Below are 24,812 nucleotides of genomic sequence, written 5' to 3'. Positions count from 1 at the left end.
AACCGGTGTCCGACGAGGCGGATTGGCATGTAGGAGGATTCTGTCGGCGCGGGCAGGAGCCTCGGGAATGCCGGCAGGAGAATGCCCGCAGGAATCAGGCCTTGAGCAGCGACGCCCGCCCGCCAAACCAGCGCGCCGTCACCACGTCGGCCACCCGGGGCGCATCGCGCAGGATCTCCTCGGCCAGATCGCGGGCGATGTCCACCAGCACCGCGTCTTCCTCCAGGTCGGCGTAGCGCAGCAGGGGCACGCCGCTCTGGCGGGCCCCGATGAACTCGCCCGGGCCGCGGATGCGCAGGTCTTCCCGGGCGATGACGAAACCGTCGGTGTGCTCATAGATGGCCTTCAGGCGCTCCCGCCCGGTCTGGGACAGGGGCTGGGCGAAGAGCAGGATGCACACGGACTCATGCTCGCCGCGGCCGACCCGCCCGCGCAGCTGATGAAGCTGGGCCAGGCCGAAACGCTCGGCGTGCTCGATGACCATCAGGCTGGCATTGGGCACGTCCACGCCCACCTCGATCACCGTGGTGGCCACCAGCACCTGCACCTCGTTGGCGATGAAGGCCGCCATGGTGGCCGACTTTTCGTCATTCTTGAGCCGGCCATGCACCAGGCCGATCCTCAGCTCGGGCAGGGCCGCCGAGAGCATCTCGAAGCTCTCCTCGGCGGTCTTCAGCTGCAGGGCCTCGGACTCCTCGATCAGGGGGCACACCCAGTAGGCCTGACGCCCCTTCAGGCAGGCGTCACGGACGCGCTGGATCACCTCGTCGCGGCGCTCGTCCTTGATCAGCTTGGTGACGATGGGGGTGCGCCCGGGGGGCAGCTCGTCGAGCACCGACACATCCAGGTCGGCGTAATAGCTCATGGCCAGGGTGCGCGGGATGGGCGTGGCCGACATCATCAGCATGTGCGGCGATTCGCCGGCCCGCCCCTTCTCGCGCAGGGCCAGGCGCTGGCGCACGCCAAAGCGGTGCTGTTCATCCACCACCGCCAGGGCCAGCAGGGGCAGGGCCACCGGGTCTTCGATCAGGGCGTGGGTGCCCACCGCCAGCAGCATCTCACCCGCGGCGAGGCGCGCCAGGGTGGCCTCGCGCTCTTTCTTGCGGCGGCTGCCCGACAGCCAGGCCACCTCGATGCCCAGGGGCGCCAACCAGACGGCGAGCTTGCGGTAGTGCTGCTCGGCGAGGATCTCGGTGGGCGCCATCAGCACGGCCTGGCGGCCGTTTTCGGCGGCCTGCAGCATGGCCAACGCGGCCACGCAGGTCTTGCCGCTGCCCACGTCCCCCTGCAGCAGGCGCTGCATCGGGTGGGGCGAGGCCAGGTCCCGGGCGATCTCGGCAAAGGCGCGGCTCTGGGCCCCGGTCAGCGCGAACGGCAGCTGCTCCAGCAGGCTGCGGGTCAGGGTGTCGTGCAGGGGCAGGGCCGGGGCATTCTTGGCGCGGCGGGCGGCGTAGGCCCGGCGCAGGGAAATCTGCTGGGCGAGGAGTTCATCCAGCTTGATGCGCTGCCAGGCCGGATGGCCCCGGTCTTCCATGTCCAGGGCGGAAACCGACGGCGGCGGCGCATGCAGCAGGCGCAAGGCCTCCGGCAACGCGGGCAGATGCAGGCGCTGACGCAAGGTGTCCGGCAGGTCGTCGTGCACCGGGTTGTGGCGCAGGGCCCCGCCGATGAGTTTGCGCAGGGCCGACTGGGCCATGCCGGCGGTGGTCGGGTAGATGGGGGTGAGGCTTTCCGGCAGCGGCTCCCCCGCGGCCACCGGGCGCACCCGCGGGTGGATCATCTCGGCCCCGAAGAAGCCGTCGCGCAGCTCACCAAAGATGCGCAGGCGCGCACCTTCGGCCATCTGCTTCTGCTGGTTGGGGTAGAAATGCACGAAGCGCAGCATCACCTCGCCGCTGGCATCAGTGGCCCGCACCACCAGCTGGCGGCGGCCGCCGTGGGTGATCTCGCAGGACTGAACCTCCACCTCGCACTGCACCGGCACGCCGGGGCGGGCGTCGGCCAGCAGGGTCAGGCGGGTTTCGTCCTCATAGCGCAGGGGCAGATGCAGGATCAGATCGGCCGGCGCAAAGATGTCCAGTTTGGCCAGGCGCTCGGCGAGCTGCGGCCCGACACCCGGCCAGCCGCGCTGCGCGGGCTTGCGCGGCGCAGCCGGGGCGGCGGCAGCAGACTCGACCGGCACGGGCCCGGACGCTCAGCCGATGACCAGGATGGCGTCGGCTTCGACGACGGCACCGCGGGGCAGCTCCTTCACGCCAACCGCGGCCCGGGCCGGGTAGGGCTCGGAGAAGTAGCGGGCCATGACTTCATTGACCTTGGCAAAGTTGGCCAGGTCGGTGAGGTAGATGTTGAGCTTGACCGCGTCGGCCAGCGTGCCGCCGGCCGCTTCGGCCACCGCCTTGAGGTTCTCGAAGACCCGCACGGTCTGTGCTTCGAAGCCCTCCAACAGCTGCATGCTGACCGGGTCGAGGCCGATCTGGCCGGACAGGTAAACCGTGTTGCCGGCCTTGACGGCCTGGGAGTAGGTGCCGATGGCGGCGGGGGCGCTGGGGGTAGCGATGATCTGTTTGCTCATGAAGGGGCTCCGGGTGAAGAGATGCCGGCAATCCGGCGGAATTCGCTCGCGCCGGAGTTTACCCTGCTCCTGCCCGGCGCACGCCGGTGGCAAGATTCGGGTTTGGCCCGTTTGAACCGGAAAGACACCATGCCCGCCCTGCCCGCTCCCCTTGTCCAGCAGCTCACCGAACGCTTCGGCAAGCGCTTCTCCACCGCCGAAGCCGTGCGTGCCCACCACGGTCACGACGAATCCCACTTCCCCGACGCCCTGCCCGACGGCGTGGTGTGGCCCCACAGCACCGCCGAGGTGGTCGAGGTGGTGAATCTGTGCCGGGAACACCGGGTGCCGCTGATTCCCTTCGGCGTGGGCAGCTCCCTCGAAGGCCACATCCTGGCCACCCGGGGCGGGATAAGCCTGGACATGTCCGAGATGAACCAGGTGCTGGCCATCCACAACGAGGACATGGACGCCGTGGTGCAGCCCGGTGTGACCCGCAAGGCGCTCAACGCGGCCCTGCATGGCAGCGGCCTGTTCTTTCCCATCGATCCGGGCGCCGACGCCTCCCTCGGCGGCATGACCGCAACCCGCGCCTCCGGCACCAACGCCGTGCGCTACGGCACCATGCGCGAGAACGTGCTGGCCCTGGAGGTGGTGCTCGCCGACGGCCGGGTCATCCGCACCGGCGGCCGCGCCCGCAAATCGGCCGCCGGCTACGACCTGACCCGCCTGTTCGTCGGTTCGGAGGGCACCCTGGGCGTGATCACGGAAGTCACCCTGCGCCTGCACCCCCTGCCCGAGGCCATCTCCAGCGCCACCTGCTCCTTCCCCGACGTGGCCAGCGCCGTGCAGACCGTGATCCAGACCATCCAGCTGGGGGTGCCGGTGGCGCGCATCGAGCTCCTCGACGCCCTCACCGTGCACGCCGTGAACCGCTACAGCAAGACCAGCCTGCGTGAATCGCCGATGCTGTTCTTCGAATTCCACGGCTCCCCCAACGGCGTCGAGGAGCAGGCCCGCACGGTCCAGGAAATCGCTGCCGACAACGGCGGCGAGGGCTTTGAATGGGCCACCCGACCGGAAGACCGCAGCCGCCTGTGGCAGGCCCGGCACGACGTGCTCTACGCCAGCCTGGCCCTCAAGCCGGGCAGCCGGGGCATCTCCACCGACGTCTGCGTCCCCATCTCGCGCCTCGCCGACGCCATCGCCGGTGCCCAGGCGGCCATCGCCGACAGCGGCCTGACCGCGCCGGTGGTGGGCCACGTGGGGGACGGCAACTTCCATGTGGTGATCCTCACCACCCCGGACGACCCGGCCCAGGTGCACGCCGCCGAAGAACTCGGCCGGCGCATCGTGGAATGCGCCCTGGCCCTGGACGGCACCTGCAGCGGCGAACACGGCATCGGTATCGGTAAACGGGACTTCCTGCTCGCCGAACACGGGGAAGGAGTGGCTGTGATGGCCGCCCTGAAGGCCGCCCTCGACCCCCTGAACCTGATGAACCCGGGAAAGGTGCTTGCCGCACAAGTTTGTTAGTCACTGTTAATTGGTGATTTTTGTCATACGGAGTCATCAAGTCGCCCAACGCTACGCCGATAAGGATTTGAATTTGACTTATTTGTAACAATTCCAGCCATGCACGCCACGACCATTCGCGCCGACGATGTCGCCACCCTGTCCGGCATCGGCCTGTCCCTTGCGGGCATCGCCGCCACCGCCTTCGGCGGCCCTGCATGGCTGGCCTACACCCTGGGCATCGGCACCATCCTGTCCCTGCTGGCAGCCACCGCCATCAGCCATCGCGCCCGGGCCCGGGCCCGGCGCAACCAGCAGCTGCAGCGCGAACGGATCAACGGCAGCGTGCACGAATACGACGCCCTGTGCGAACGCATCGCCGGCAGCAGCGAACACCAGTACCAGCGTCTGCAGGAATCCCTGGGCCAGATCCAGGAAGTCTTCTCCAACGCCCTGGCCGACCTCAACCGCAGCCTGACCGGCAGCAACGCCCAGCAGTCCGACTCCCTCCGCCACCTGGCCGACGAGCTCCTGGCCCTGGCCAGCGCCCAGGACAGCTCGGCCCGCAACAGCGGCCTGACCCGCTTCGCCGCAGAGACCCGCGACACCATCGACGCCTTCGTCAGCACCGTGCAGCAGCTCAAGACCAGCGGCACCGACATCGCCGAACGCTTTGCGACCATGCGCGGCAAGGTCGACGCGGTGAGCCGCCTGATGACCGAAGTGAACCAGATCAACAGCCAGACCGAGCTGCTGGCCCTCAACGCCGCCATCGAGGCCGCCCGGGCCGGTGAAGCAGGGCGGGGCTTTGCCGTGGTGGCCGACGAAGTCCGCAAGCTGGCCCAGCGCACCGAGAAGTTCAGTGAGCAGATCGACGCGCTGCTGGCCGAAATCCACACCGCCATCAACGACGTGGGCAGTGCCGTGGATGTGACCGCGTCCACCGACGTGAGCAAGGCCGAAGCCTCCCAGGCCAACGTCACCGCCATGGGCCGCGAGGTGCAGGAACTCACCGCCCTTGCCGCAGAGCAGTCCCGGCGCATCAACGAAGTGTCGGCGGCCATCCACCGCCTGGTGATGCAGGGTGTCCTGTCGATGCAGTTCGAGGACATCGTCAGCCAGCTCCTGGGCAAACTGCGCCAGCACACCGACTTCATGAGCCAGTACGCCCACGGTTTCTTCGATGTGCACCGGGACGTGGAGGAGCGTGATGGCCTGGCCCGCATCCAGCGCCGCAACGCCATCCTGGCCCAGCTGCTGCAGGCCTCCACCCGCTCGGCGGAGGAAATCCGCTTCGACTCGGTGCGTCAGACGGACGTCAACGCAGGCGCCGTGGATCTCTTCTGAGGCGCCATAAGCGGTGATTTGCGGGGAAACAACAGTCCCCCACGCCGGCCCTCTCGCCCCCGACAGGGAATGCGCTACCATCCTCACGGCATCGTCCTGACGGTGCGTAAACCAACAAACACAGAGTGAGGGTAAGCGCCATGAAAAAACTGCTGTTTCCGCTGGTCGTATTCCTGCCCGTGACGGCCTTCGCCGCCGCCAACAACATTGGCTCCTGTGGCCTCGGCTCCAAGGTCTTCGAAGGTCAGCGCGGCCTTGCCCCCCAGGTTCTTGCCGCCACCACCAACGGCCTCTTCGGCAACCAGACCTTCGGCATCACCTCCGGCACCCTCGGCTGCTCCCAGGACGGCGTCGTCACTTCCGCCTGGAAGACCGCCATGTTCATCGACGGCAACAAGTCGCAGCTGGCCCGCGACGCCGCCTCCGGCCAGGGCGAAACTCTGGACGCCCTGGCTGCCCTGCTGAAGATCGACGCCCAGGACAAGGCCGCCTTCGTCAGCCTGACCAAGGCACGCCACGCCGAGATCTTCGCCTCCGTCGAGTCCGCCGAAGCCATCGCCACCCAGCTGAAGGCCGCGCTGCAGTCCGACGCCCGCCTGGCCAAGTACGCCGACGCGGTGTAAGCCTCCGCGGCTGCGGGTCGCCCCCGGCCCGCGCCACACCAAGCCCTGTGCCTGCACAGGGCTTTTTCACGTCGGCGCCCACCCACTGATGAAGATCCTGATCGCCCTCGGCACCGCCCTGAGCCTGAACCTGAGCCTGAACCTGAGCCTGGCCGCCGCCCCCGCCCGGGCCGACTCCCTGGTCGATGCCCGTGCCGCCGCCCGCGACGCCCGTCTCGCCGAAGACCCGGCCTGGGCCGACCTGCTCCAGTACGAGCTCTATCCCGTCACCGGCCACCTACGCAGCCTGGCTGACGACCCGGGCTTCTTCAATGCCCCGGACGGCGCCCGCAACCCGGCCGCGGAACTCGACGCCACCCTGACCCGCCTGTTCGAGCCCGCTCGCCCCGAAGCCCCCGACGATCACCCCCAGTGCCGCTTTCCGGCCCGCCACCACTGGCTGCGCCAGCGCCTCGCCCTCAGTGCTGCCCAGTTGCCCGAACAGCCCTGCCCGCGCCTCGAAAAGTGGGCTGAGGAGATCACACCCGGCGGCGTCACCCTGGTCTTTCCGTCCGCCTATGTGAACAGCCCGGCCTCCATGTTCGGCCACACCCTGCTGCGCATCGACCCCCCCGGCCAGACCGAAGCCACGCGCCTGCTCGCCTACACCATCAACTACGCCGCCAAGGCCGACCCCACCGACGGTTTCACCTTTGCCCTCAAGGGCCTCACCGGGCGCTATCCCGGCACCCTGTCCAGCTCGCCCTACTACGTCAAGGTGCGCGAGTACGGCGATATGGAAAGCCGCGACGTATGGGAATACCGCCTCAACCTCAGCCCGGACGAAACCCGCCAGCTCCTGCGCCACGCCTGGGAGATCGGCGCCACCCGCTTCGACTACTGGTTCTTCGACGAGAACTGCTCCTACATGATCCTGCGCCTCCTCGACGTGGCCCGGCCCGGCCTGCGGGTGGCGCAGCCGTTCTACTGGACGGCCATCCCCGTGGACACCGTGAAGGGCGTGGTGGCCCGGGCGGGGCTGGTCACCGACGTCAGCTTCCGGGCCTCCACGGGCACCGAACTGGCGCACCGGGCCACTCGACTCGACCCGGCCAGCCTCGACGCCGCCATCGCCGTCGCCGAGGGCCGGCGCACCCCGCAAAGCCTGGGGAGCACCCCGCAAGCCATCGAACAGCTCGAGTTTGCCGACCGCCTGGTGTCCTTCCGCGGCCATGCCGGCAAGCTCGACCAGGACGAAGCCCTGGCCCGCCTCAAGACCATCCAGACCACCCGCAGCCAGCTGCCCGCCATCGACACCGGCACGGTGCCGGTGCCGGCCCGCCCCGAGAGCGGCCACGCCTCGGGGCGCGTCGGCCTCGCCGCCGGCCGGCTGGGCGGCGCCAACGCCCTTTTCCTCGATCTCCGTCCGGCCTATCACGACCTCACGGACCCCGAAACCGGCTACGCCCGGGGGGCCCAGATCCGCTTCCTCGACCTCGGCTTCAGCCAGCGCGAAGGGCAGGGCTGGCGGCTCGACCGCTTCCTGCCGGTGGACATCGTCTCCGTGGCCCCGCGCCTGAGCTGGACCCAGCCCCTGTCCTGGAAGGTCCGCTTTGGCTGGGAACGCACCCTGGGTGCCGGCCGTGCCAGCGGGCCCACCCTCGCAGGCGGCCCCGGCGCGGCCTGGGAATGGAAGGGCCTGCTCGGCTACGTCTTTCTCGAGAACCAGCTCCTCGGCCACGGCCAGGTGGAGAAAAACTGGGCCATCGGCAGCGGCCCCCTGGCCGGCCTGCTGTGGGACGCGGGCGCCGACACACGCCTGCAGCTCGAGGCCGGCCGCCAGTGGTTCAACGATCAGCGCCTCGACCGCAGCGTAGCCCGGGCCCACCTGCGCACCCGCCTCAGCCCCCGCGACAACCTCGTCGCCGGCTACGAATGGACCCGCATCGGGCTGCCCGGCAACGATCACACAGAGCGCTCCGAGCGCCGCCTGAGCATCGGCTGGCAGCACTACTTCTAGCCAAAAATGCCCTATGAATCAGCGGCAAGGAATCCCGCCTGCGGCGCAAGGGCGGCTTGAGTCCGGAACATCCATGTTAAAATCGGGGGTAAAACCACATCCCCGGCACGCTTGACCCGGGATGTCCATTTCATTCCGAAGCCACTATCTGCCATGGACACTCTGACCGTCATCCGTGAATTCCTCGTCGATCGTCTTGAAATCGACCCCGCGAGAATCCAACCGGAAGCGACCCTGGAAGAACTCCAGATCGACTCCCTGATGCTGGTCGAACTGATCTTCGAATGCGAGGAAAAGTACAACGTGGTGTTCGAGCGGGATGTGCGCTCGCCGAAGAACATCGGCGAACTCGTCAGCATCGTCGACGAGTTCGTCGTCGAAGCCCAAAAAGCCAAGCAGGCCTGAAGCATGGCAAGCCCCCACCGCGTAGCCGTGACGGGCCTTGGCGTGGTTGCCCCTTCGGGCATCGACGCGCGGCAGATGTTCGGCCGTCTGGTGGACGGTGAATCCTTCATCCGGCTGCACACCATCGACCAGCCCCCCCGCCCGGTCACCCAGCCCGCCATTCACTGCGCCGATTTCAGCCCTGAGGCCCACATCGGCAAAGCCCTGGCCAGCACCACCGACCGTTCCGTCCAGATGGCCCTGACGGCCTGCTTTGAAGCCTGGCTGGACGCCGGCCTGAGCCGCGACAAGGAAGGCCGGCACGACTACGGGGTGTCCTGGGGGTCGGCCCTCGGCAGCACGAGCACCTGGGAGCGGGGTTACCGGGAAATGTGGCAGAACGGGCGCGACCGCCTGCCGCCCCTGGCCGTGGTGCTCGGCATGAGCAACGCCGCCGCCTCCCATATCTCGATCCAGCTCGGGCTGGGCAATTCCAGCCTCACCTACGTGGCCGCCTGTGCCTCCGCCGCGGCAGCCATCGGTGAAGGTTACAAGCGCATCCGCAATGGCGAGGCCCGCCTGATGGTGACCGGCGGCTCCGATGTGCCCCTGGCCTACGCCGTCATGAAAGCCTGGGACGCCCTGCGCGTGGTCGCCCAGGGCGACGCCGACACCGCCCCCGCCAGCTGCCGCCCCTTCCACCCCGGCCGCAGCGGGCTGGTCCTCGGCGAAGGCGCGGCCACCCTGATCCTCGAGGAGTGGGAGCATGCCCGGGCGCGCGGCGCCACCATCCTCGCCGAAGTCGTGGGCTACGGCACCTGCAGCGATCACTCCCACCTCGTCCGCCCCGACCGGGACGGCCAGATCCGCGCCATGCGCCTCGCCCTGGATGACGCCGGCCTCACCCCCGACGATGTCGATTACGTCAACGCCCACGGCACCGCCACCGTCGAAGGCGACGCCATCGAGGTGGACAGCCTGCGCGCCCTGTTCGGCGACCGGGCGGCCCAGGTTCCCGTCAGCGCCACCAAATCCATGCACGGCCACCTGATGGGTGCCGCCGGTGCCATCGAGGCCGTGACCACGGTACTGGCCCTGGCCGAAGATGCGCTGCCCCCCACCGCCCACCTGGACGCCATCGACCCCGCCTGCGAAGGCGTGCGCCACATCACCGGCAGCGCACTGCGGGGGACGGACGCACGGGTTGCCCTGTCCAACTCCTTCGCCTTTGGCGGATGCAATGCCGTGCTGGCCTTCCGCAAGGCCGCTCCGGCCTGAGCATCGGCCCGGCATCTTCTTCACGATTTTCCGTTTGCAAGCGCACTCCACACCATGAGCACCACGCCTCAAGAGAACACGCCGGGCGCCACGCCCGCCTTTGTTGCCGAAATCGCCGGCATCATCGTCTCCGCCCTCAATCTCGAGATGTCCCCGTCCGAGATCGATCCCGACGACTCCCTGTTCGGCGAAGGCCTCGGGCTGGACTCCATCGACATCCTCGAAGTCGCCCTCGTCATCTCCAAGCAGTACGGCATCCAGCTGCGCGCCGACGACGAGGACAACACGCACATCTTCCGCTCCCTGCGTAGCCTCGCGGACTACGTCGCCGCCTCCAGGGCCGCATGACGGGACAGCCCGGCCCCCTCGTGACCGGCCTGCTGGCGGGAAGCGCGGTTCTTGCCTACGACGCACTGGCCCACTACGTCAGCAGCGACCCGGATGCAGCCACCTGGGTGGCCCTGCTCACCGCTCTGCCTGCGGCCGCCCTGCTCATCAATCTGCTGTACCGGCGTCTTGGCCTGACGGCCGCGCTGCTGGGCGGCCTCGCCAGCGTCGGCGGCGCCCTGCTGCTGTGGCCCCTGGTGCGGGACAACCTGACCCACCTCTACCTGCTCCAGTATCTGGGCACCAACCTGGCCCTGGCCAGCTACTTCGGTCACAGCCTGACGGGTGGCCGTACCCCGGCGTGCACCACCTTCGCCATGGTCCTGCACCCGTCGCCGAGCCCCACGGTCATCCGCTACACACGCCAGGTCACCGTCGCCTGGACCGTGTTCTTCCTCGCCAGTGCCGGCACCTCGATGCTCCTCTACCTGTTCGCATCGACCGCCCTGTGGTCGGCCTTCACCAACCTGTTCTATCTGCCCTCCCTGGCGCTCATGTTCATCGTTGAAGGGCTGGTGCGACGCAAGCGCCTGCCGCCGGAAGAACGCCACGGGATCATCGCCTCGGTGAAGGCCTACATGACCGCCAGCCGAACGCCCCCGCCACCGCTCACCGACCCCGACCTGCCCCCCCGGATCTCCTGATGAGGCAAGCCTCCTGTCCGCTGACCGACCTCCCCGCCCCCGACAGCATCATCGCCTGGCAGCCCGCCGGCCCGGTCACGCGCAACCAGTTTCTCGCTGACGTACACCAGCTCGCCGAACGCCTGCCCGACGGGCGGCATGTGCTCAACATCTGCCACAACCGCTACCACTTCCTGGTCGGTCTGGCGGCCGCCATCGTCCGTGGCAAGATCAGCCTGCTGCCCTCCAGCCTGACGCCGAACACCGTCGCCCGCCTGCGACACGACACCCCGGACGTGTTCTGCCTGCACGACGCAAGCCTCGAGGACATCGATCTGCCGGGTGTGCCCTTCCCGGCCGGGCACGCCCCCGCCGAGGACATCCTGGCGGTGCCGGAGATCCCCGCGGAGCAGATCGTCGCCCACGTGTTCACCTCTGGCTCCACCGGCGCGGCCCTGATCCATCGCAAGACCTGGGGCGGCCTGGTGATCAACGCCCTGTCCGAGTCCGAGCGCCTCGGCGCCCGCGGCTGCGCCCTGGTCGGCACGGTGCCGCCGCAGCACATGTACGGCTTCGAATCCACCGTGCTCATCTGCCTGCACGGTGGCGCAGCATGCTGGTCCGGGCGCCCCTTCTACCCGGCGGACATCGGTGCGGCCCTCGACGCCGTTCCGGCCCCCCGCGCCCTCGTCACCACCCCCTTCCATCTGCGCACCCTGCTGGAGGCCGGCCTGGCGCTGCCGCCGGTGGACTTCCTGCTGTCGGCTACCGCCCCCCTCTCCGAGGATCTCGCCGCCCGCGCCGAGGCCGCCTGCAGCGCCCCCCTGCTGGAGATCTACGGCTGCACCGAGACCGGCCAGCTGGCCAGCCGCCGCTCCACCCAGACCCGCGCCTGGCAGCTCCTCGGTGAAGTGACCCTCTGCGCCACCGAAAGCGGCCATGCGGCCCGGGGTGGGCATGTCGAAGGCACGGTAGCGATCAGCGACGTGATCGAGCTCGTGGACGAGCGCCACTTCCTGCTCCACGGCCGCAATGCCGACCAGGTCAATATCGCCGGCAAACGCACCTCCCTCGGCTATCTCAACCAGCAACTCCTGGAGGTTCCCGGTGTGAGCGACGGCGTGTTCTTCATGCCCGACGCCGAGCCCGACGACCACGCCACGCGCCTGTGCGCCTGCGTGGTGGCCCCCGGGCACACCCGCCAGAGCCTGCTTGCTGCCCTGCGCAGCCGCATCGATACGGCCTTCCTGCCGCGCCCACTGGTGTTCGTCGAGCGCCTGCCCCGCAACGCCGCCAGCAAGCTGCCCCGCGCCGACCTGCTGGCCCTGCTGCCCGGCGCCGCGGCACCCGCCAGCGCGCGGGAACGCCACTGGCAGGTGCCCGCCGCGCACCCCGCGTTTCCCGGGCATTTCCCCGGCCGGCCGATCCTGCCCGGCGTGGTGCTGATCGACCAGGCCATCCAGCTGGCCGACGGGCTGCTGCCGGCAGGCAGCACCATCCGCGGCCTGGGCAACACCAAGTTCTTCGAGCCCGTGGGCCCGGGCACCCCCCTCGTCTTTGATTACGCCCCCGCCAGCGCCAGGGCCAGGGCCCTGGCCTTCGAGGTGCGCGCGGGCGATCGGATCATCGCCTCCGGCAGCCTCACCCTCGGGCAGCCGACGTGAGCCGTCCGCCCCCGCCTCCCGCGGCCGGCGCGGCCTGGGCACGCCAGGCGGAACGCAGCAGCGTTCCGGTGATGCGCTTCATGGTGTGGCTGTCCCTCACCCTGGGGCGCCAGCTCAGCCGCATGGTGTTGCACGGCATCGCGGCCTACTTCCTGCTCTTCTCCCCGAAGGCCGGGCGGGCCTCCCGGGCCTATCTGCAGCGCATTCTCGGGCGCCCGCCCACGCTGGCCGAGCGTTACCGCCACATCCTCACCTTCGCCACCAGCATCCACGACCGCATCTACTTCCTGAACGGCCGCTTCGATCTGTTCGACGTCGAGGTGCACGGCCTCGAGCACGTGGAAGCGCACATGAGCACCGGCCGCGGCACCCTCCTCTTCGGCGCCCACCTGGGCAGCTTCGAGGTCCTCCGCGCCGTCGGCCACCGGCATGCCACCCAGCGGGTGTGCATGCTCATGCACGCCGAAAACGCCCGCAAGATCAACCAGGTGCTGGCCGCGATCAACCCCGAAGCCAGCCAGGACATCCTCCCCCTTGGCCAGCTCGACTCCATGCTGCAGCTGCGCGACAGGCTCGATGGCGGGCAGCTGGTCGGTGTGCTCGCCGACCGCAACCCCGGCGAGAGCGGCGTCCGCAACCTACCATTCCTGGGCAGCCCGGCCCCCTTTCCGAACGGCCCCTTCCGCCTCGCCGCGCTCCTGCAGCGGCCCGTGCTCTTCATGAGCGGCACCTGGCAGGGCGGCAGGCGCTACCGGGTGGAGCTCTCCCCCCTCGCCGACTTCACCGGCGTGGAGCCCCGCGAGCGCGCCGCCGCCATCGCCCGGGCCCAGGAGGCCTACGCCGCACTGCTCGAAAGCCACTGCCGCCAGGCGCCCTATAACTGGTTCAATTTCTTCGATTTCTGGAGCGACCCCCGCTCCCGATCCGACCGCCCCGCCCCATGACGTTCGCTCTCCGCCTCGCCGCCTGCCTCCTGACGCTTGCCGCCATGCCGGCCTTCGCCGCCTGGGACCTGCCCCAGCTCATGACCGAACTGGCCCGCAACCAGGGCGGCCGGGCCCTGTTCACCGAGCGCAAGTACATCGCCCTGCTCGACAAGCCGGTCGTCTCGTCGGGGGAGATGCACTACCGTGCCCCGGACTACCTCGAAAAGCGCACCCTCTCGCCGCGCCTTGAGCTCATGGTGCTCGACAAGGACGAGATCAGCCTGGAACGGGGCAAGCAGAAGATCACCCTGCGCCTGCGCGAACAGCCGGAAGTCCTGGCCTTCGTGGCCAGCATCCGCGGCACCCTGTCGGGCAATCGCGCCGCGCTGGAGCAGAACTACGCCCTGCACCTATCGGGCCAGCGGGATAACTGGACCCTCAACCTCTCCCCGAGCAACCCGCGCATCGCCGAGCTGGTCACCCGCATCACCATCAGCGGCAGCCGCCAGCAGGTCCGCAGCATCGAATACCTGCAGGCCGACGGAGACCGCTCGGTCATGTCCATCGAGCCCGTGGACGCGCGATGACACGCCTTTCCGCCCGCCCCGTCCTGCTCTGGCTGCTTGGCCTGGCCCTGTGCGCCGGCGTGGCCCTGCGCGCCCACTACACCGCCGACATGTCGGCCTTCCTGCCGCGCAGCCCCACGCCCGCCCAGCAGCTGCTGGTGGACCAGCTCACCGAGGGCGTGCTGTCGCGGCTGCTGCTGGTGGGCATCGAGGGCAGCACCCCGGCGGCCCGCGCCGAACTCTCCCGCGGCCTGGCCAGGCGCCTGGAGGACGGGGGGCTGTTCCTCTCCGTCCGCAACGGCGACGCGGCCATTCTGGCCCGCGACCGGGAGCTGCTGTTCACCCACCGCTACCTTCTCAGCCCATCGGTCAGCCCCGAGCGCTTCACCCCCGAAGGGCTTCACGCGGCCATCAGCGAGAGCATCGACCTCCTCGCCTCGCCCATGGGGATGATGCTCAAGAGCCTGCTGGGCCGCGACCCCACCGGCGAGCTGGTCGAACTGATCGGCAGCCTCGACACCAGCGGCAGCCCCTCCAGCGACAAGGGCGTGTGGGTGTCCCGGGACGGGCAGCGGGCCATCCTGATGCTGCAGACCCGCGCCGCGGGCTCCGATACCGACGCCCAGGCCCTCGCCATCGCCCGGATCCGCAGCGACTTCGCGGACCTCGCCAGCGAGGCAAAGCTGAGCGACGCCCGCATGCTGGTGTCCGGCGCCGCGGTCTTTGCGGTCAATTCCCGTGCCGCCATCGAATCCGAGGCGGTGCGGCTGAGCACCCTGGGCACCACCGCGGTGATCCTGCTGCTGCTGCTCATCTACCGCTCCTTCACCGCCGTCTTTCTCGGCCTGCTGCCGGTGGCCAGCGGCGCCCTCGCCGGCATCGCCGCCGTGGCCCTGGGCTTCGGCACCGTGCACGGGCTCACCATCGGCTTCGGCACAACCCTGATCGGCGAGGCCGTCGATTACTCCATCTATTACTTCGTGCAGTCCGACGACGACGAGGACGGTGGCTGGATGAAACGCTTCTGGCCGACCATCCGGCTCGGCGTGCTCACCTCCATCTTCGGCTTCGCATCCCTGCTGTTTTCCGGTTTTCCCGGCCTCGCCCAGCTCGGCCTGTATTCCATCGCCGGGCTCGTCACCGCGGCCATGGTGACGCGCTTCGTGCTGCCGCACCTGCGCCCCGCCAGGCTGCACATCCATGACATCGCCCCCATCGGCCGGGCCCTGGCAGGCTTCTGGGCCTGGCTGTCCCGGCTGCGCCTGGTGGTACCCGTCCTGGGGCTGGCCGCCGCCGTCATCCTGTTTGCCAACAAGGACCACGTGTGGAGCAGCAGCCTGTCGGGCCTCAGCCCCGTCTCCGCCGCAGACCAGGCCCTCGACCAGAGCCTGCGCGCCGACCTCGGGGCCCCCAATCTGCGCTACCTGGTGGTTCTCAAGGCCGCCAGCCGTGAAGCCGCCCTGGAGCGTGCCGAGGCCGTCGGAGAGCGCCTCAGGGGGCTGGTGGCGGAGGGGGTGCTCGCCGGCTTCGAGAGCCCCGCACGCTTCCTGCCCAGCACCGCGACCCAGCAAGCCCGGCGCAATGCCCTGCCGGAACGGGACGTCCTCGCCCGCAACCTGCAAACCGCCCTGGCCGACCTGCCCCTCCGCGCAGACCGCCTGAGCGCCTTCCTGGATGATGTGGACACCGCCCGCAGCCAGCCCCTCCTCACCCCCGAAGCCCTGCGCGGCTCCACCCTGGCCCTGGCCGTCGACTCCCTGCTGCTCGAACGCCCGCAGGGCTGGACCGTGCTGATCCCCCTGCGCACCCCGGACGGCGACGCCCCCTTCCAGCGCGCGCGGCTGGAGGCCGCCCTGGACGGCAGCGATGCCCTCTTCGTCGACATCTTCGGCGAATCCAACAACCTCTACCGGACCTACCTGGACGAAGCCATCCTGCTGTCCCTGGCCGGCATTCTCGCCATCATCGTGCTGATGGGCGTGGTGCTGCGGGAGCCCATGCGCCTGGTGCGGGTGATGGTCCCGGTGGTCACCGCCGAGCTGATCGTCATGGCCGGCCTCGTCGCCACCGGCCACATGCTGACCCTGCTGCACCTGGTGGGCATGCTGCTGATCGTCGCCGTGGGCACCAACTACGCCCTGTTCTTCAATCAGGCCGACCGCAACCCGGGCGACGACCCCCGCACGCTGGCCTCCCTGCTCCTCGCCAACCTGGCGACGGTGATCGGCTTCGGCATCCTGGCCCTCTCGCCCGTGCCGGTGCTGCAGGCAATCGGCATCACCGTCGGCCCTGGCGCGGTGCTCACCCTGGTCCTCTCCGCCATGCTGGCGCACCGGATCGACCGCTGAGATGAAACGGCCCCCACGCTCACTGTGTTCGCTGCCCCCGCCTCATGCAGCGTGGGTCGCGCCACGCACGGTGGAGCCACTGAGATGAGCCACTGGCGGCCCAGCCCGACGCTGCAGGCAAGCGCCCTCGTGCATGCGGGCGCCCTGGCCGGCCTGCTGCTCGAACCCACCAGCTGGCCCGCCGCGGCCGGCGCCCTGGCCGCCAATCACGTCGTCCTCAGCGCCGCCGGCCTGCTGCCCCGCAGCGCGCTGCTGGGCCCCAACCTGACCCGTCTGCCCGCCGCTGCGGCAGCCCGCGGCGAGGTGGTCATCAGCATCGATGACGGCCCCGACCCGGAGATCACCCCCCGGGTACTCGACCAGCTCGACGCCGCCGGCGCCCGGGCCAGCTTCTTCTGCATCGGCCAGCTCGCCACCGCCCACCCGGGCCTGGTGCGGGACATCATCAACCGTGGCCACCGCATCGAAAACCACAGCGAGCACCACTGGAAGCGCTTCTCGACCCTCGGCCCCGGCGCCATGGCGCGGGAAGTGGCGGCGGCCCAGGCCAGCCTCGCGGCCCTGACCGGCAGGCAGCCCCGTTACTTCCGCGCCCCCGCCGGCCTGCGCAATCCCTTCCTCGACCCGGTGCTGGCGCGCCTCGACCTGCAGCTGGCCAGCTGGACCCGTCGCGCCTACGACACCCGCAACGGCGACCCCGCCAGCGTGCTCGCGCGGCTCAGCAGGGGGCTCGCGGGCGGCGACATCCTGCTCCTCCATGACGGCAACGCGGCCCGCACACCCGCCGGGCAGGCGGTGATCCTGGAGGTGCTGCCCGCCCTCCTCGAGCGCATCCGTGCGGCCGGCCTGACCCCGGTGTGCCTGTGAGCGACGGCCTCCAGGACAGGCTGGTCGGCCTGGCCAGCGCACCGTATCGCCCCGCCGGCCCCTGGGCCTGGCACTTCGCCCGGGGCAAGCTCGGCGGCGACCCCCTCTTTGCGGCCCTGCTGCGTCCGGGCCTGCTCCCGCCCAACGGCCGCTACCTGGATCTGGGCTGCGGGCAGGGCCTGCTGGCCAGCTGGCTGCATGCCGCGGCCACCCTGCATGACGGTCCGGACTGGCCGGCGGAGCAGGCCGCCCCGCCGCAAGTCAGTGCCTATCACGGGCTCGACATGCAGGCCACCGCCATCGGGCATGCCCGGCAGGCCCTGGCCGGCTGCCCGTTTCCCGTCCGCCTGGAGGTCGGCGACCTGCGCGACTACGTGCTGCCCGAGGCCGACGTGATCACCCTCTTCGACGTGCTCCACTACCTCCCCGCGACGGCCCAGGCGCAGCTGCTGCGACGCATCCGCAGCCGCCTCCCCGCCGACGGCCGGCTGCTGCTGCGGGTCGGCGACGGGGCCGCCGGCCTGCCCCATCACCTGTCCCGCATCGTCGACAGCCTCGTGGTCCGGGCCCAGGGCGGTGGCTGGCCGCGCCTGCACTGTCGCCCGCTGGCCGCCTGGCAGGCCCTGCTCGGCGAGGTGGGTTTTCACACCACCCCCTGCCCGATGGCCGGAGCCGGCTTCGCCAACGTTCTGCTCCACGCCCGGCCGGTCTGACGCCAGCGTCATGACACGGGATGGATCGGTCTGCGGGCCCCTCTGGTAGACTCCCGTCACCGCCCGAAAAGACTGCACCGTGACACCACTCCACCTTGCCCATCACACCGTAAGCTGCTGTGCAGGCGATGGCCTGGCAGCGCTGCGCGCAGCCCTCCGCAACGGCACCAGCGGCCTGCGCCCCCACCGCATCGAGGGGCTGGGCATCGACACCTGGATCGGCGAAGTCCCGGGGCTCGACGATGCCGCACTGCCCGCCTCCATGGCCGGCTTCGACTGCCGCAACAACCGGCTCGCCCGGCGCGGTCTGGCCGCCGACGGTTTCGAGGACGCCATCCGCAGCCGCATCGCCCGCCACGGCGCCCGGCGCGTGGGAATCGTCCTGGGCACCAGCACCTCGGGCATCCTCAGCACCGAGCTGGCCTACCGCCAGCGCCCCCCCGAAGATGGCCCCCTGCCCGCCGGGCTGAACTACCCCGGCAGCCACAGCACCTATTCCCTGGCCGACTTCGTGCGCAGCTGGCTGGCCATCGAAGGCCCCGCCTGCGTCGTATCCACGGCCTGCTCCTCGTCCGCCAAGGCCTACGCGGCGGCGGCGCGGCTGATCCACGCCGGCCTGATCGACGCCGCGCTGGTGGGGGGCGTCGACAGCCTGTGCTTCACCACCCTGCACGGCTTTGCCTCCCTCGAGCTCACCTCGCCCGAGCCCTGCCGCCCCTACGACGCCGCCCGCTCCGGCATCTCCATCGGCGAGGCCGCTGCCTTCGGCCTGCTGGAACGCGCCTCCGACAGCCTCGACGCCGACGCGCTGCTGCTGCTGGGCTACGGCGAATCCAGCGACGCCTACCATATGTCCTCCCCCCATCCGGAAGGCCTCGGCGCCCGGCTGGCCATGGAGGGCGCCCTGGCCCTGGCCGGCCTGAGCCCTGCCGACATCGACTACATCAACCTCCACGGTACCGCTACCCACAACAACGACGCCGCCGAGGGTTGCGCCGTGGCCGGCCTGTTCGGCAACCGGGTGGCGGCCAGTTCCACCAAGGGCATCACCGGGCACACCCTGGGCGCCGCGGGGGCGCTGGAGATCAGCGTCAGTGCCGTGGCCCTGACCGACGGCCTGGTGCCGGGCAGTGTGCATACCCGCAGCCCGGACCCGGGCATCCCCATCGACTACGTTCTGACATCACGCAACGCCCCCCTGCGCCACGTCATGAGCAACTCCTTCGGTTTCGGTGGCAGCAACTGCAGCGTGATCATCGGGAGGGCCGGATGAGCGCCGACATGTCCCTCAGCGCCTGGATCGACGGCGTCGGCCTGCTGGCCCCCGGCCTGCCCGACTGGGCCCACGGCCAGGCCGTGCTGGCCGGCCGCGAAGCCCACGTGCCGGCCCCGAGCGTGCTGCCGGCGCCCCTGGTGCTGCCGCCCAACGAACGCCGCCGCGCCAGCCGCGTGGTGCGCGTGGCCCTGGCCAGCGGCCTAGCGGCCCTGGAGCAGGCCGGCGTGGATCCGTCCGGCGTGGCGGCGGTCTTCGCCGCCTCGACCGCCGACGGCCACAACTGCCATGCCCTCTGTGAAACCCTGGCCTCCAGCGATCAACGGGTGTCGCCGACGCGCTTCCACAACTCCCTGCACAACACTCCGGCCGGCTACTGGAGCATCGCCACGGGCGCCATGGCGGCCAGCCAGTCCCTGGCCGCCTACGACGCCAGCTTTGCGGCCGGCCTGCTCGAGGCCCTGGTGCAGATCCACGCCACTGCCGCCCCCTGCGTGCTGATCGCCTACGACGCGGAGTACCCGGAGCCCATCGCCAGCCTGCGCCCCATCCCCGACGCCGCCGGCATCGGCCTGGCCCTCAGCCCCCAGGCCGGGCCCCGCAGCGTGGCGCGCCTGGACATCCGCCTCGGCGACGGCCCAGCCTCCATGCTGGACACGCCCTCCCTGGAAGCCCTGCGCACCACCATCCCGGCCCTGCGCGGCCTGCCCCTGCTGCAGGCCCTGGCCTCGGGCCAAGGCGGCGAGCTCGTCGTCGAGTACCTCGCCCCCCTCAGCCTCCACGTCAGCCTGACCCCATGCTAGACCGCCACGCCATCGCCGCCCGCATTCCGCACCACGGCGACATGAGCCTGCTCGACACCGTGATCGAGTGGGACGCCACCCACATCCGCTGCACCGCCGTCAGCCATCGCCAGGCCGACAATCCGCTGCGCAGCGCCGGGCAGCTGGGCGTGGCCGCGGGCATCGAATACGCCGCCCAGGCCATGGCCGTGCATGGCGGCCTGCTCGCCGCGGATGCAGCGCCCCCGCGCCAGGGCTACCTGGCCAGCGTCCGCCAGGTGCAGTTTCACGTTCCCCGCCTGGACGACCTGCCCGGCGAGCTGCACATCGCCGCCGAACGCCTGTCCGGCGATGCCACCCAGGTGCTCTACCGTTTCACCCTCAGCAGCGACGGCACGCCGGTGCTGGACGGCCGCGCGGCGGTGATCCTCGACGCCGGAGCCCTGTCATGAGGCGCGCCCTCGTCACCGGCGCCAGCGGCGGCATCGGGGCGGCCATCGCCCGGCGGCTGGGTGCCGACGGCCACCATGTGCTGATCCACGCCAATCGCAACCCCGAGCGCGCCGCCGTCGTCCTCGAGGAGATCCACGCCGCGGGCGGTTCGGCGGAGGTCGTGTGCTTCGACCTCACCGATGCGGCGGCCACCACCGCCGCAATCAACACCATGCTCGAAGCCGGCCCGATCTCCATCCTGGTGAACAATGCCGGCCTCCACGCCGACGCGGTGTTTCCCGGCATGAGCCCGGAAAAGTGGCAACAGGTGATGGATGTGAACCTCAACGGCTTCTACAACGTCACCCAGCCCCTGACCATGCCGATGATCCGCAATCGCTGGGGGCGCATCGTCACCATCACCTCGGTGGCCGGCCTGGTGGGCAACCGGGGGCAGGTCAATTACGCCGCGGCCAAGGGCGCCCTCCATGCAGCCACCAAGTCCCTCGCCCTCGAGCTGGCCAGCCGGGGCATCACCGTCAATGCGGTGGCCCCCGGTATCATCGCCACGGGAATGATCGAAGGCAGCTTCGATCAGGCCAGCATCGAACGCCTGGTGCCCATGAAACGGGCCGGCAGACCCGAAGAGGTGGCCGATCTCGTGGCTTTCCTGGTTTCCGACCAGGCCACCTACATCACCGGGCAGATCATCTCGGTCAATGGCGGTATGGTCTGAGATGGCGCACGCCGCCATCGGGCCACCACGCAATCCCGCCCATCCCAGGCATTCCGGGCCCGGCATGGCACACAAGAACAGGAAACCTGCATGAGCACCACCCCCCAGCTGGCCGGCCAGGTGTCGGTCCACAAGGCGGAGGCCGTCCTCTTCTTCGCCCTGCTGCAACTCAGCGTGATCGTGCTGGCGGGCCGCATCGGCAGCATCGCCGCCCGCCGGGTGGGGCAATCGTCCGCGGTCGGCGAGATCATCATCGGGATCCTGCTGGGGCCCTCGCTGTTCGGGCTGCTGTTCCCCGACATCTTCGACCACGTCTTCCGCTCCGGCCCGCCGGAGCCCATGCAGGTTCTCTCCCAGATCGGCCTGATCCTGCTGATGTTCCAGATCGGCATCGAGTTCGACTTCTCCCACCTGTCGGAACGCCAGCATCGCAAGACGGTGCGCCGTGTGGCCTTCGCCGGGCTGGTGGCGCCCTTCATCCTCGGTCTGGGCTTCGGGTGGCTGGCGGCTCCGGTGCTGTCGCCCCAGGCCAACCGGCTCGCCTCCGGGCTGTTCATCGCCACGGCCTTTTCGATCACCGCCCTCCCCATCCTCGGGCGGATCATGATCGAGTTCGAGCTCACCCGCCGCCCCATCGGCGTCATCGCCATCAGCGCCGCCGCCGTCAATGACGTGGTGGGGTGGTTGCTGCTGGCCCTGGTGACCACGCTGACCCTGTCCCATTTCGATCCGGCCGATTTCAGCCTGAAGGTCGCGCTGGTGGGGGTGTTCATGCTGGCGGCCTGGTTCGTCATCCGGCCCCTGATGAAATGGACGATACGGCGCACCCGCCACCACGGCCACCTCTCGCCCCACCTCATGGGGCTGCTGCTGGCAGCGATCTTCCTGTGCGCGATGGTCACCTACAAGCTGGGCATCTTCGCCATCTTCGGGGGCTTCGTGATGGGAGTGCTGGTGCACGACGAGCCGGAGCTGGTGGAAGCCTGGAAGGAACGCATCGGCCACTTCGTGACCGTGTTCTTTCTGCCCATCTTCTTCACCTACACGGGGCTGCGCACCAACATCGGCGGGCTGGACAGCCTGGTGCTGTGGGGCTGGTGCCTGCTCACCATTGCCCTGGCCACCCTGGGCAAGTTCGGCGGCACCTATGTGGCGGCCCGCAGCTGCGGGCTCGACCATGCGGCATCCAGCGTGCTGGGCATCATGATGAACACCCGGGCCCTGATGGAGCTGATCGTCATCAACGTCGGCTACGACCTGGGCGTGATCTCCCAGGACATGTTCACGATGCTGGTGCTGATGGCCATTGTCAGCACCGTGGTCACCACCCCGGGGCTGCGCCGCTGGCTGCCCCGCATGGGCCCGGCCATCCGCTGACCCGGCCCGGCGGGGCGCTCACCCCTCGCGCAGGCGGCGCACGACGAGGCGCGGCAGGCGCAGCAGAAAGCCGATGAACAGCCGGGTATGCATCCAGGTGAGCAGGCGGTTGTCGCGCAAATAACGGAAGTGCGACACCCCGCCCTCGTCGCTGCGGAAGTAGCGCACCGGGGCGGGCAGGTTGATCGGGCGCACCCCTGCCCAGGCCAGGCGCACCACCGCCTCGGGGTCGAAATCGAAGCGCCGCATCCAGCGCTGCCTGGCCATGATCCGCTCCAGCGGTGCGATGGGATAGACGCGAAAACCGAACAGCGAATCGCCGATCCCCATCCACAGGGTTTCCAGGTTGGCCCACCAGTTGGAGATCTCCCGCCCCTTCACCCGCAGCTGGGGTGCGGCCGAATCGAACACCGGCTTGCCCAGCACCATGCACCCCGGATTGCGCGTGGAAACCTGCATGAATTCGGGAATGCAGTGGGCCGGGTGCTGGCCGTCGGAATCCATCGTCAGCACGTGGGTGAAACCCGCCGCTGCCGCCGCCCGCAGCCCCTCCAGCACCGCCGCGCCCTTGCCCCGGTTCTCGGGCAATTCGATGATGCGCAGGCCGGGGTCGGCGGCCGCCATGGCGCGCAGGCGCGCCGTGCTGCCGTCGGTGCTGCCGTCGATCACCACCCACACCGGATTCCACTGGGCACGCGCCTCCCGGACGGTGGCGTCGACCTTCGGGCCGGGGTTGTAGCTGGGGATCATGACCAGGTGGGATGAGGAGGCTTGCATCACGATGCCGTGCTTTCTTCGGTGCTGCGGGGTGAGCCTGCGCTGGCAGCCGGGGGCTGGGCCAGGGTGCTGCGGTAGTAGTCGCCCAGTTCGGCGGTAAAGGCCAGCACCCGCGCCGGCGGGTCGAAACGCCGCCCCAGCCGGACGCTGAAGCGCAGGGGCAGCTCGGGCTTGCGGAACAGGGGCCAGGCCTTGCCCAGGTAAGGCGAGCTGAAATCGATGATCAGGGCCTGCACGGGGGTCTGCGCATGCCGGGCAATGAGGCCCGCCGCATTGGTGCAGCCATCAAAAGGGAAATTAGACGTCCGCGAGCCCTCCGGAAAGATCACCAGGTGGGCGCCGGCCTGCAGCTCCCGGGTCGCCCGCCGGACCATCCGCACGGGTTTGTCGTTATGAATGTAACGGGCCAGGCGCGCCGCAGCCCCCAGGAGGACGTTGTCCATCAGCGCCGCCTTCATGATGCACACGGCGTTCGGCAGACGTGACGCGATGAGCACCACGTCCAGCAGCGAGGGGTGATTGGCCACGAGCACCAGGGACGGCTGGCGGCGGAGGGCATCCAGCGCCTTCAGGTCGAAGCTGCAGGCGCAGAAGAGGCTCAGGAAGTGCAGGTACAGGCGAAAGCCGATCATGATGGCCAGCCGCCCGACAAAGGTCCCCAGGGGGCGCGGCAGCACGCCGAGGAGCAGCGCAAACGGCAGCCACACCATGCAGATCAGCGCCAGCGCCCCCAGCCCGAGCACCATGGCGACATATTCGTAGGCGGTCCACAGCAGCTTGCCACAACGGGCCAGCGGGCTAGTCATCGACATTCACCCGCTCGCTCGACTCACCGAAAATCCACGCTACCGCCACACCCGCGGCCAGATAGTGATCACGGGCCACCAGCGGGCTGTCGTCGAAGGCAGCATGCTGCAGCATGTCGTAGCGGACGAAGGCCCCCACCCAGTGACGCGGATAGCGCCGCGACAGCGAGGCCAGCACCTGGGTGCCACTGTAGCCACCGCTGGCCGTGTAGGCCGGGCGGTCCGGCCTGGCCTCGGCGGGGCTCACCTGGTAGTAGTAGGCGTGCTGGCGGCGAGTTGCAAAAATGGGGCCGCTGCGCAGGCCGAGACGCCAGCCTGCCAGGCCGGGCGGGTCGACCAGATCCAGGTTGAGCGCGGGCGAAAAAACCCAGCCAGCATGCTGCGGGTTGCTGCTCAGGGTAAAGGCGCTGCGCACCGGGAGAATGAGCTTGAGCTGGCTGGCCCGGTCCGGGCTGCGCCACAGGGTGAGATCGAGCTGCGGACCGATCTCGACGGTGGCGTCCAGTTCGGCCATCCCCGCACGTGCGCTGCTGCTGTCCTTGCTCACCGGCGGCGAGGCTCCGAGACTGACGCCCAGGTCTACACGGTCGGAATCGAAGAGCACGCCGCGCACACCCTGACGGTCGGCGCGCAGATAACGCCCGTGGTAGATGAAATACGGTACCGGCAGGACCAGCTCGCGGGATTCCGCCGCGCCGCGCCAGGACGGCAGGTGCATCACGCCCAGGCCGGCACCGGCCTCCCACAGGGGCTTGTCGGCCGCGGCCGCAGCACCACTGGCCAGCAGTGCCGCACACCCCAGCACGACGCAGGCAGATGAAAACACGCTCATGAA

At 69.8% G+C, this 24,812-nt stretch carries 24 protein-coding genes; 19 read left to right on the top strand and 5 right to left on the bottom strand.

Annotated elements, in window-relative coordinates:
- Positions 1-94 precede the first annotated feature (94 nt).
- Positions 95-2,182: an ATP-dependent DNA helicase RecG gene (recG, locus tag L6Q67_RS06890; RefSeq protein WP_296567273.1), complete on the bottom strand. Its 2,088-nt coding sequence runs from the start codon at positions 2,180-2,182 to the stop codon at positions 95-97.
- A 12-nt stretch (positions 2,183-2,194) separates the two neighbouring features.
- Positions 2,195-2,575 carry a RidA family protein gene (locus L6Q67_RS06885; RefSeq protein ID WP_296567271.1) on the bottom strand — a complete coding sequence of 127 codons (381 nt, stop codon included), beginning with the start codon at positions 2,573-2,575 and terminating at the stop codon, positions 2,195-2,197.
- A gap of 129 nt (positions 2,576-2,704) precedes the next feature.
- On the opposite strand from L6Q67_RS06885, the gene L6Q67_RS06880 reads away from it, so the two are divergent.
- The 19 genes from L6Q67_RS06880 to L6Q67_RS06790 all read left to right on the top strand — a co-directional run bounded on the left by L6Q67_RS06880 (position 2,705) and on the right by L6Q67_RS06790 (position 22,394).
- Complete coding sequence (locus L6Q67_RS06880) at positions 2,705-4,090, top strand: FAD-linked oxidase C-terminal domain-containing protein (protein ID WP_296567268.1); 1,386 nt, start codon at positions 2,705-2,707, stop codon at positions 4,088-4,090.
- A 99-nt stretch (positions 4,091-4,189) separates the two neighbouring features.
- Complete coding sequence (locus L6Q67_RS06875) at positions 4,190-5,416, top strand: methyl-accepting chemotaxis protein (RefSeq protein WP_296567265.1); 1,227 nt, start codon at positions 4,190-4,192, stop codon at positions 5,414-5,416.
- Between the two features lie 140 nt (positions 5,417-5,556).
- Positions 5,557-6,039 (top strand): DUF3015 domain-containing protein, encoded by a 483-nt coding sequence (locus L6Q67_RS06870; protein WP_296567262.1) that lies wholly within the window; start codon positions 5,557-5,559, stop codon positions 6,037-6,039.
- Between the two features lie 88 nt (positions 6,040-6,127).
- Entirely contained in the window at positions 6,128-8,038 is a 1,911-nt protein-coding gene (locus L6Q67_RS06865; protein WP_296567260.1) for a DUF4105 domain-containing protein, read from the top strand.
- A gap of 153 nt (positions 8,039-8,191) precedes the next feature.
- The gene (locus tag L6Q67_RS06860; RefSeq protein ID WP_296567257.1) at positions 8,192-8,443 is read left to right on the top strand and encodes an acyl carrier protein; all 252 of its coding nucleotides are present in this window, start codon (positions 8,192-8,194) and stop codon (positions 8,441-8,443) included.
- Positions 8,444-8,446: 3 nt separating this feature from the next.
- Positions 8,447-9,700, top strand: coding sequence for a beta-ketoacyl synthase (locus L6Q67_RS06855; protein ID WP_296567255.1), 1,254 nt, complete (start codon positions 8,447-8,449; stop codon positions 9,698-9,700).
- Positions 9,701-9,754: 54 nt separating this feature from the next.
- Positions 9,755-10,048: a phosphopantetheine-binding protein gene (locus tag L6Q67_RS06850; protein WP_296567252.1), complete on the top strand. Its 294-nt coding sequence runs from the start codon at positions 9,755-9,757 to the stop codon at positions 10,046-10,048.
- Positions 10,045-10,731: a hypothetical protein gene (locus L6Q67_RS06845; RefSeq protein ID WP_296567251.1), complete on the top strand. Its 687-nt coding sequence runs from the start codon at positions 10,045-10,047 to the stop codon at positions 10,729-10,731. Before L6Q67_RS06850 ends, L6Q67_RS06845 begins: the two co-directional genes overlap by 4 nt.
- On the top strand, positions 10,731-12,374 hold the full coding sequence (locus tag L6Q67_RS06840; protein ID WP_296567244.1) for an AMP-binding protein: 1,644 nt from the start codon (positions 10,731-10,733) through the stop codon (positions 12,372-12,374). Before L6Q67_RS06845 ends, L6Q67_RS06840 begins: the two co-directional genes overlap by 1 nt.
- Positions 12,371-13,318, top strand: a complete 948-nt coding sequence (locus L6Q67_RS06835) for an acyl-CoA synthetase (RefSeq protein ID WP_296567241.1) — start codon at positions 12,371-12,373, stop codon at positions 13,316-13,318. Before L6Q67_RS06840 ends, L6Q67_RS06835 begins: the two co-directional genes overlap by 4 nt.
- Positions 13,315-13,887 carry a LolA-related protein gene (locus L6Q67_RS06830; protein ID WP_296567240.1) on the top strand — a complete coding sequence of 191 codons (573 nt, stop codon included), beginning with the start codon at positions 13,315-13,317 and terminating at the stop codon, positions 13,885-13,887. Before L6Q67_RS06835 ends, L6Q67_RS06830 begins: the two co-directional genes overlap by 4 nt.
- The gene (locus L6Q67_RS06825; RefSeq protein ID WP_296567237.1) at positions 13,884-16,214 is read left to right on the top strand and encodes an MMPL family transporter; all 2,331 of its coding nucleotides are present in this window, start codon (positions 13,884-13,886) and stop codon (positions 16,212-16,214) included. Before L6Q67_RS06830 ends, L6Q67_RS06825 begins: the two co-directional genes overlap by 4 nt.
- An 84-nt stretch (positions 16,215-16,298) precedes the next feature.
- Positions 16,299-17,081 carry a polysaccharide deacetylase family protein gene (locus tag L6Q67_RS06820; protein WP_296567234.1) on the top strand — a complete coding sequence of 261 codons (783 nt, stop codon included), beginning with the start codon at positions 16,299-16,301 and terminating at the stop codon, positions 17,079-17,081.
- Complete coding sequence (locus L6Q67_RS06815; RefSeq protein WP_296567231.1) at positions 17,078-17,794, top strand: methyltransferase; 717 nt, start codon at positions 17,078-17,080, stop codon at positions 17,792-17,794. Before L6Q67_RS06820 ends, L6Q67_RS06815 begins: the two co-directional genes overlap by 4 nt.
- 79 nt (positions 17,795-17,873) lie before the next feature.
- Positions 17,874-19,067, top strand: coding sequence for a beta-ketoacyl-[acyl-carrier-protein] synthase family protein (locus tag L6Q67_RS06810; RefSeq protein ID WP_296567229.1), 1,194 nt, complete (start codon positions 17,874-17,876; stop codon positions 19,065-19,067).
- Complete coding sequence (locus L6Q67_RS06805; RefSeq protein WP_296567226.1) at positions 19,064-19,870, top strand: beta-ketoacyl synthase chain length factor; 807 nt, start codon at positions 19,064-19,066, stop codon at positions 19,868-19,870. Before L6Q67_RS06810 ends, L6Q67_RS06805 begins: the two co-directional genes overlap by 4 nt.
- Positions 19,864-20,301: a 3-hydroxylacyl-ACP dehydratase gene (locus L6Q67_RS06800; RefSeq protein ID WP_296567223.1), complete on the top strand. Its 438-nt coding sequence runs from the start codon at positions 19,864-19,866 to the stop codon at positions 20,299-20,301. The genes L6Q67_RS06805 and L6Q67_RS06800 overlap by 7 nt, the downstream gene beginning before the upstream one ends.
- A complete protein-coding gene (fabG, locus tag L6Q67_RS06795; RefSeq protein WP_296567220.1) occupies positions 20,298-21,017 on the top strand; it encodes a 3-oxoacyl-ACP reductase FabG in 720 nt (239 codons plus the stop codon). The genes L6Q67_RS06800 and fabG overlap by 4 nt, the downstream gene beginning before the upstream one ends.
- Positions 21,018-21,107: 90 nt before the next feature.
- Positions 21,108-22,394: a cation:proton antiporter gene (locus tag L6Q67_RS06790; RefSeq protein ID WP_296567217.1), complete on the top strand. Its 1,287-nt coding sequence runs from the start codon at positions 21,108-21,110 to the stop codon at positions 22,392-22,394.
- Positions 22,395-22,412: 18 nt separating this feature from the next.
- Here L6Q67_RS06790 and L6Q67_RS06785 read toward each other — a convergent pair whose 3' ends face one another.
- From L6Q67_RS06785 to L6Q67_RS06775, 3 genes are read right to left on the bottom strand one after another with little or no spacing between them, the layout of a single operon-like run.
- A complete protein-coding gene (locus tag L6Q67_RS06785) occupies positions 22,413-23,171 on the bottom strand; it encodes a glycosyltransferase family 2 protein (protein WP_296567208.1) in 759 nt (252 codons plus the stop codon).
- Positions 23,171-23,977, bottom strand: coding sequence for a 1-acyl-sn-glycerol-3-phosphate acyltransferase (locus L6Q67_RS06780; RefSeq protein WP_296567207.1), 807 nt, complete (start codon positions 23,975-23,977; stop codon positions 23,171-23,173). The genes L6Q67_RS06785 and L6Q67_RS06780 overlap by 1 nt, the downstream gene beginning before the upstream one ends.
- A complete protein-coding gene (locus L6Q67_RS06775) occupies positions 23,970-24,809 on the bottom strand; it encodes a MipA/OmpV family protein (RefSeq protein WP_296567204.1) in 840 nt (279 codons plus the stop codon). Before L6Q67_RS06775 ends, L6Q67_RS06780 begins: the two co-directional genes overlap by 8 nt.
- Positions 24,810-24,812: the final 3 nt, after the last annotated feature.

Source organism: Zoogloea sp., assembly GCF_023150065.1.
Taxonomy (GTDB): domain Bacteria; phylum Pseudomonadota; class Gammaproteobacteria; order Burkholderiales; family Rhodocyclaceae; genus Zoogloea.
This window is presented reverse-complemented; position numbering and strand designations above follow the sequence as displayed.

Coding starts and splice junctions, on each gene's coding strand:
- L6Q67_RS06885 (WP_296567271.1), bottom strand. CDS start 2,575: ATGAGCAAACAGATCATCGCTACCCCCAGCGCCCCCGCCGCCATCGGC.
- L6Q67_RS06880 (WP_296567268.1), top strand. CDS start 2,705: ATGCCCGCCCTGCCCGCTCCCCTTGTCCAGCAGCTCACCGAACGCTTC.
- L6Q67_RS06875 (WP_296567265.1), top strand. CDS start 4,190: ATGCACGCCACGACCATTCGCGCCGACGATGTCGCCACCCTGTCCGGC.
- L6Q67_RS06870 (WP_296567262.1), top strand. CDS start 5,557: ATGAAAAAACTGCTGTTTCCGCTGGTCGTATTCCTGCCCGTGACGGCC.
- L6Q67_RS06865 (WP_296567260.1), top strand. CDS start 6,128: ATGAAGATCCTGATCGCCCTCGGCACCGCCCTGAGCCTGAACCTGAGC.
- L6Q67_RS06860 (WP_296567257.1), top strand. CDS start 8,192: ATGGACACTCTGACCGTCATCCGTGAATTCCTCGTCGATCGTCTTGAA.
- L6Q67_RS06855 (WP_296567255.1), top strand. CDS start 8,447: ATGGCAAGCCCCCACCGCGTAGCCGTGACGGGCCTTGGCGTGGTTGCC.
- L6Q67_RS06850 (WP_296567252.1), top strand. CDS start 9,755: ATGAGCACCACGCCTCAAGAGAACACGCCGGGCGCCACGCCCGCCTTT.
- L6Q67_RS06845 (WP_296567251.1), top strand. CDS start 10,045: ATGACGGGACAGCCCGGCCCCCTCGTGACCGGCCTGCTGGCGGGAAGC.
- L6Q67_RS06840 (WP_296567244.1), top strand. CDS start 10,731: ATGAGGCAAGCCTCCTGTCCGCTGACCGACCTCCCCGCCCCCGACAGC.
- L6Q67_RS06830 (WP_296567240.1), top strand. CDS start 13,315: ATGACGTTCGCTCTCCGCCTCGCCGCCTGCCTCCTGACGCTTGCCGCC.
- L6Q67_RS06825 (WP_296567237.1), top strand. CDS start 13,884: ATGACACGCCTTTCCGCCCGCCCCGTCCTGCTCTGGCTGCTTGGCCTG.
- L6Q67_RS06820 (WP_296567234.1), top strand. CDS start 16,299: ATGAGCCACTGGCGGCCCAGCCCGACGCTGCAGGCAAGCGCCCTCGTG.
- L6Q67_RS06805 (WP_296567226.1), top strand. CDS start 19,064: ATGAGCGCCGACATGTCCCTCAGCGCCTGGATCGACGGCGTCGGCCTG.
- L6Q67_RS06800 (WP_296567223.1), top strand. CDS start 19,864: ATGCTAGACCGCCACGCCATCGCCGCCCGCATTCCGCACCACGGCGAC.
- fabG (WP_296567220.1), top strand. CDS start 20,298: ATGAGGCGCGCCCTCGTCACCGGCGCCAGCGGCGGCATCGGGGCGGCC.
- L6Q67_RS06790 (WP_296567217.1), top strand. CDS start 21,108: ATGAGCACCACCCCCCAGCTGGCCGGCCAGGTGTCGGTCCACAAGGCG.
- L6Q67_RS06785 (WP_296567208.1), bottom strand. CDS start 23,171: ATGCAAGCCTCCTCATCCCACCTGGTCATGATCCCCAGCTACAACCCC.
- L6Q67_RS06780 (WP_296567207.1), bottom strand. CDS start 23,977: ATGACTAGCCCGCTGGCCCGTTGTGGCAAGCTGCTGTGGACCGCCTAC.
- L6Q67_RS06775 (WP_296567204.1), bottom strand. CDS start 24,809: ATGAGCGTGTTTTCATCTGCCTGCGTCGTGCTGGGGTGTGCGGCACTG.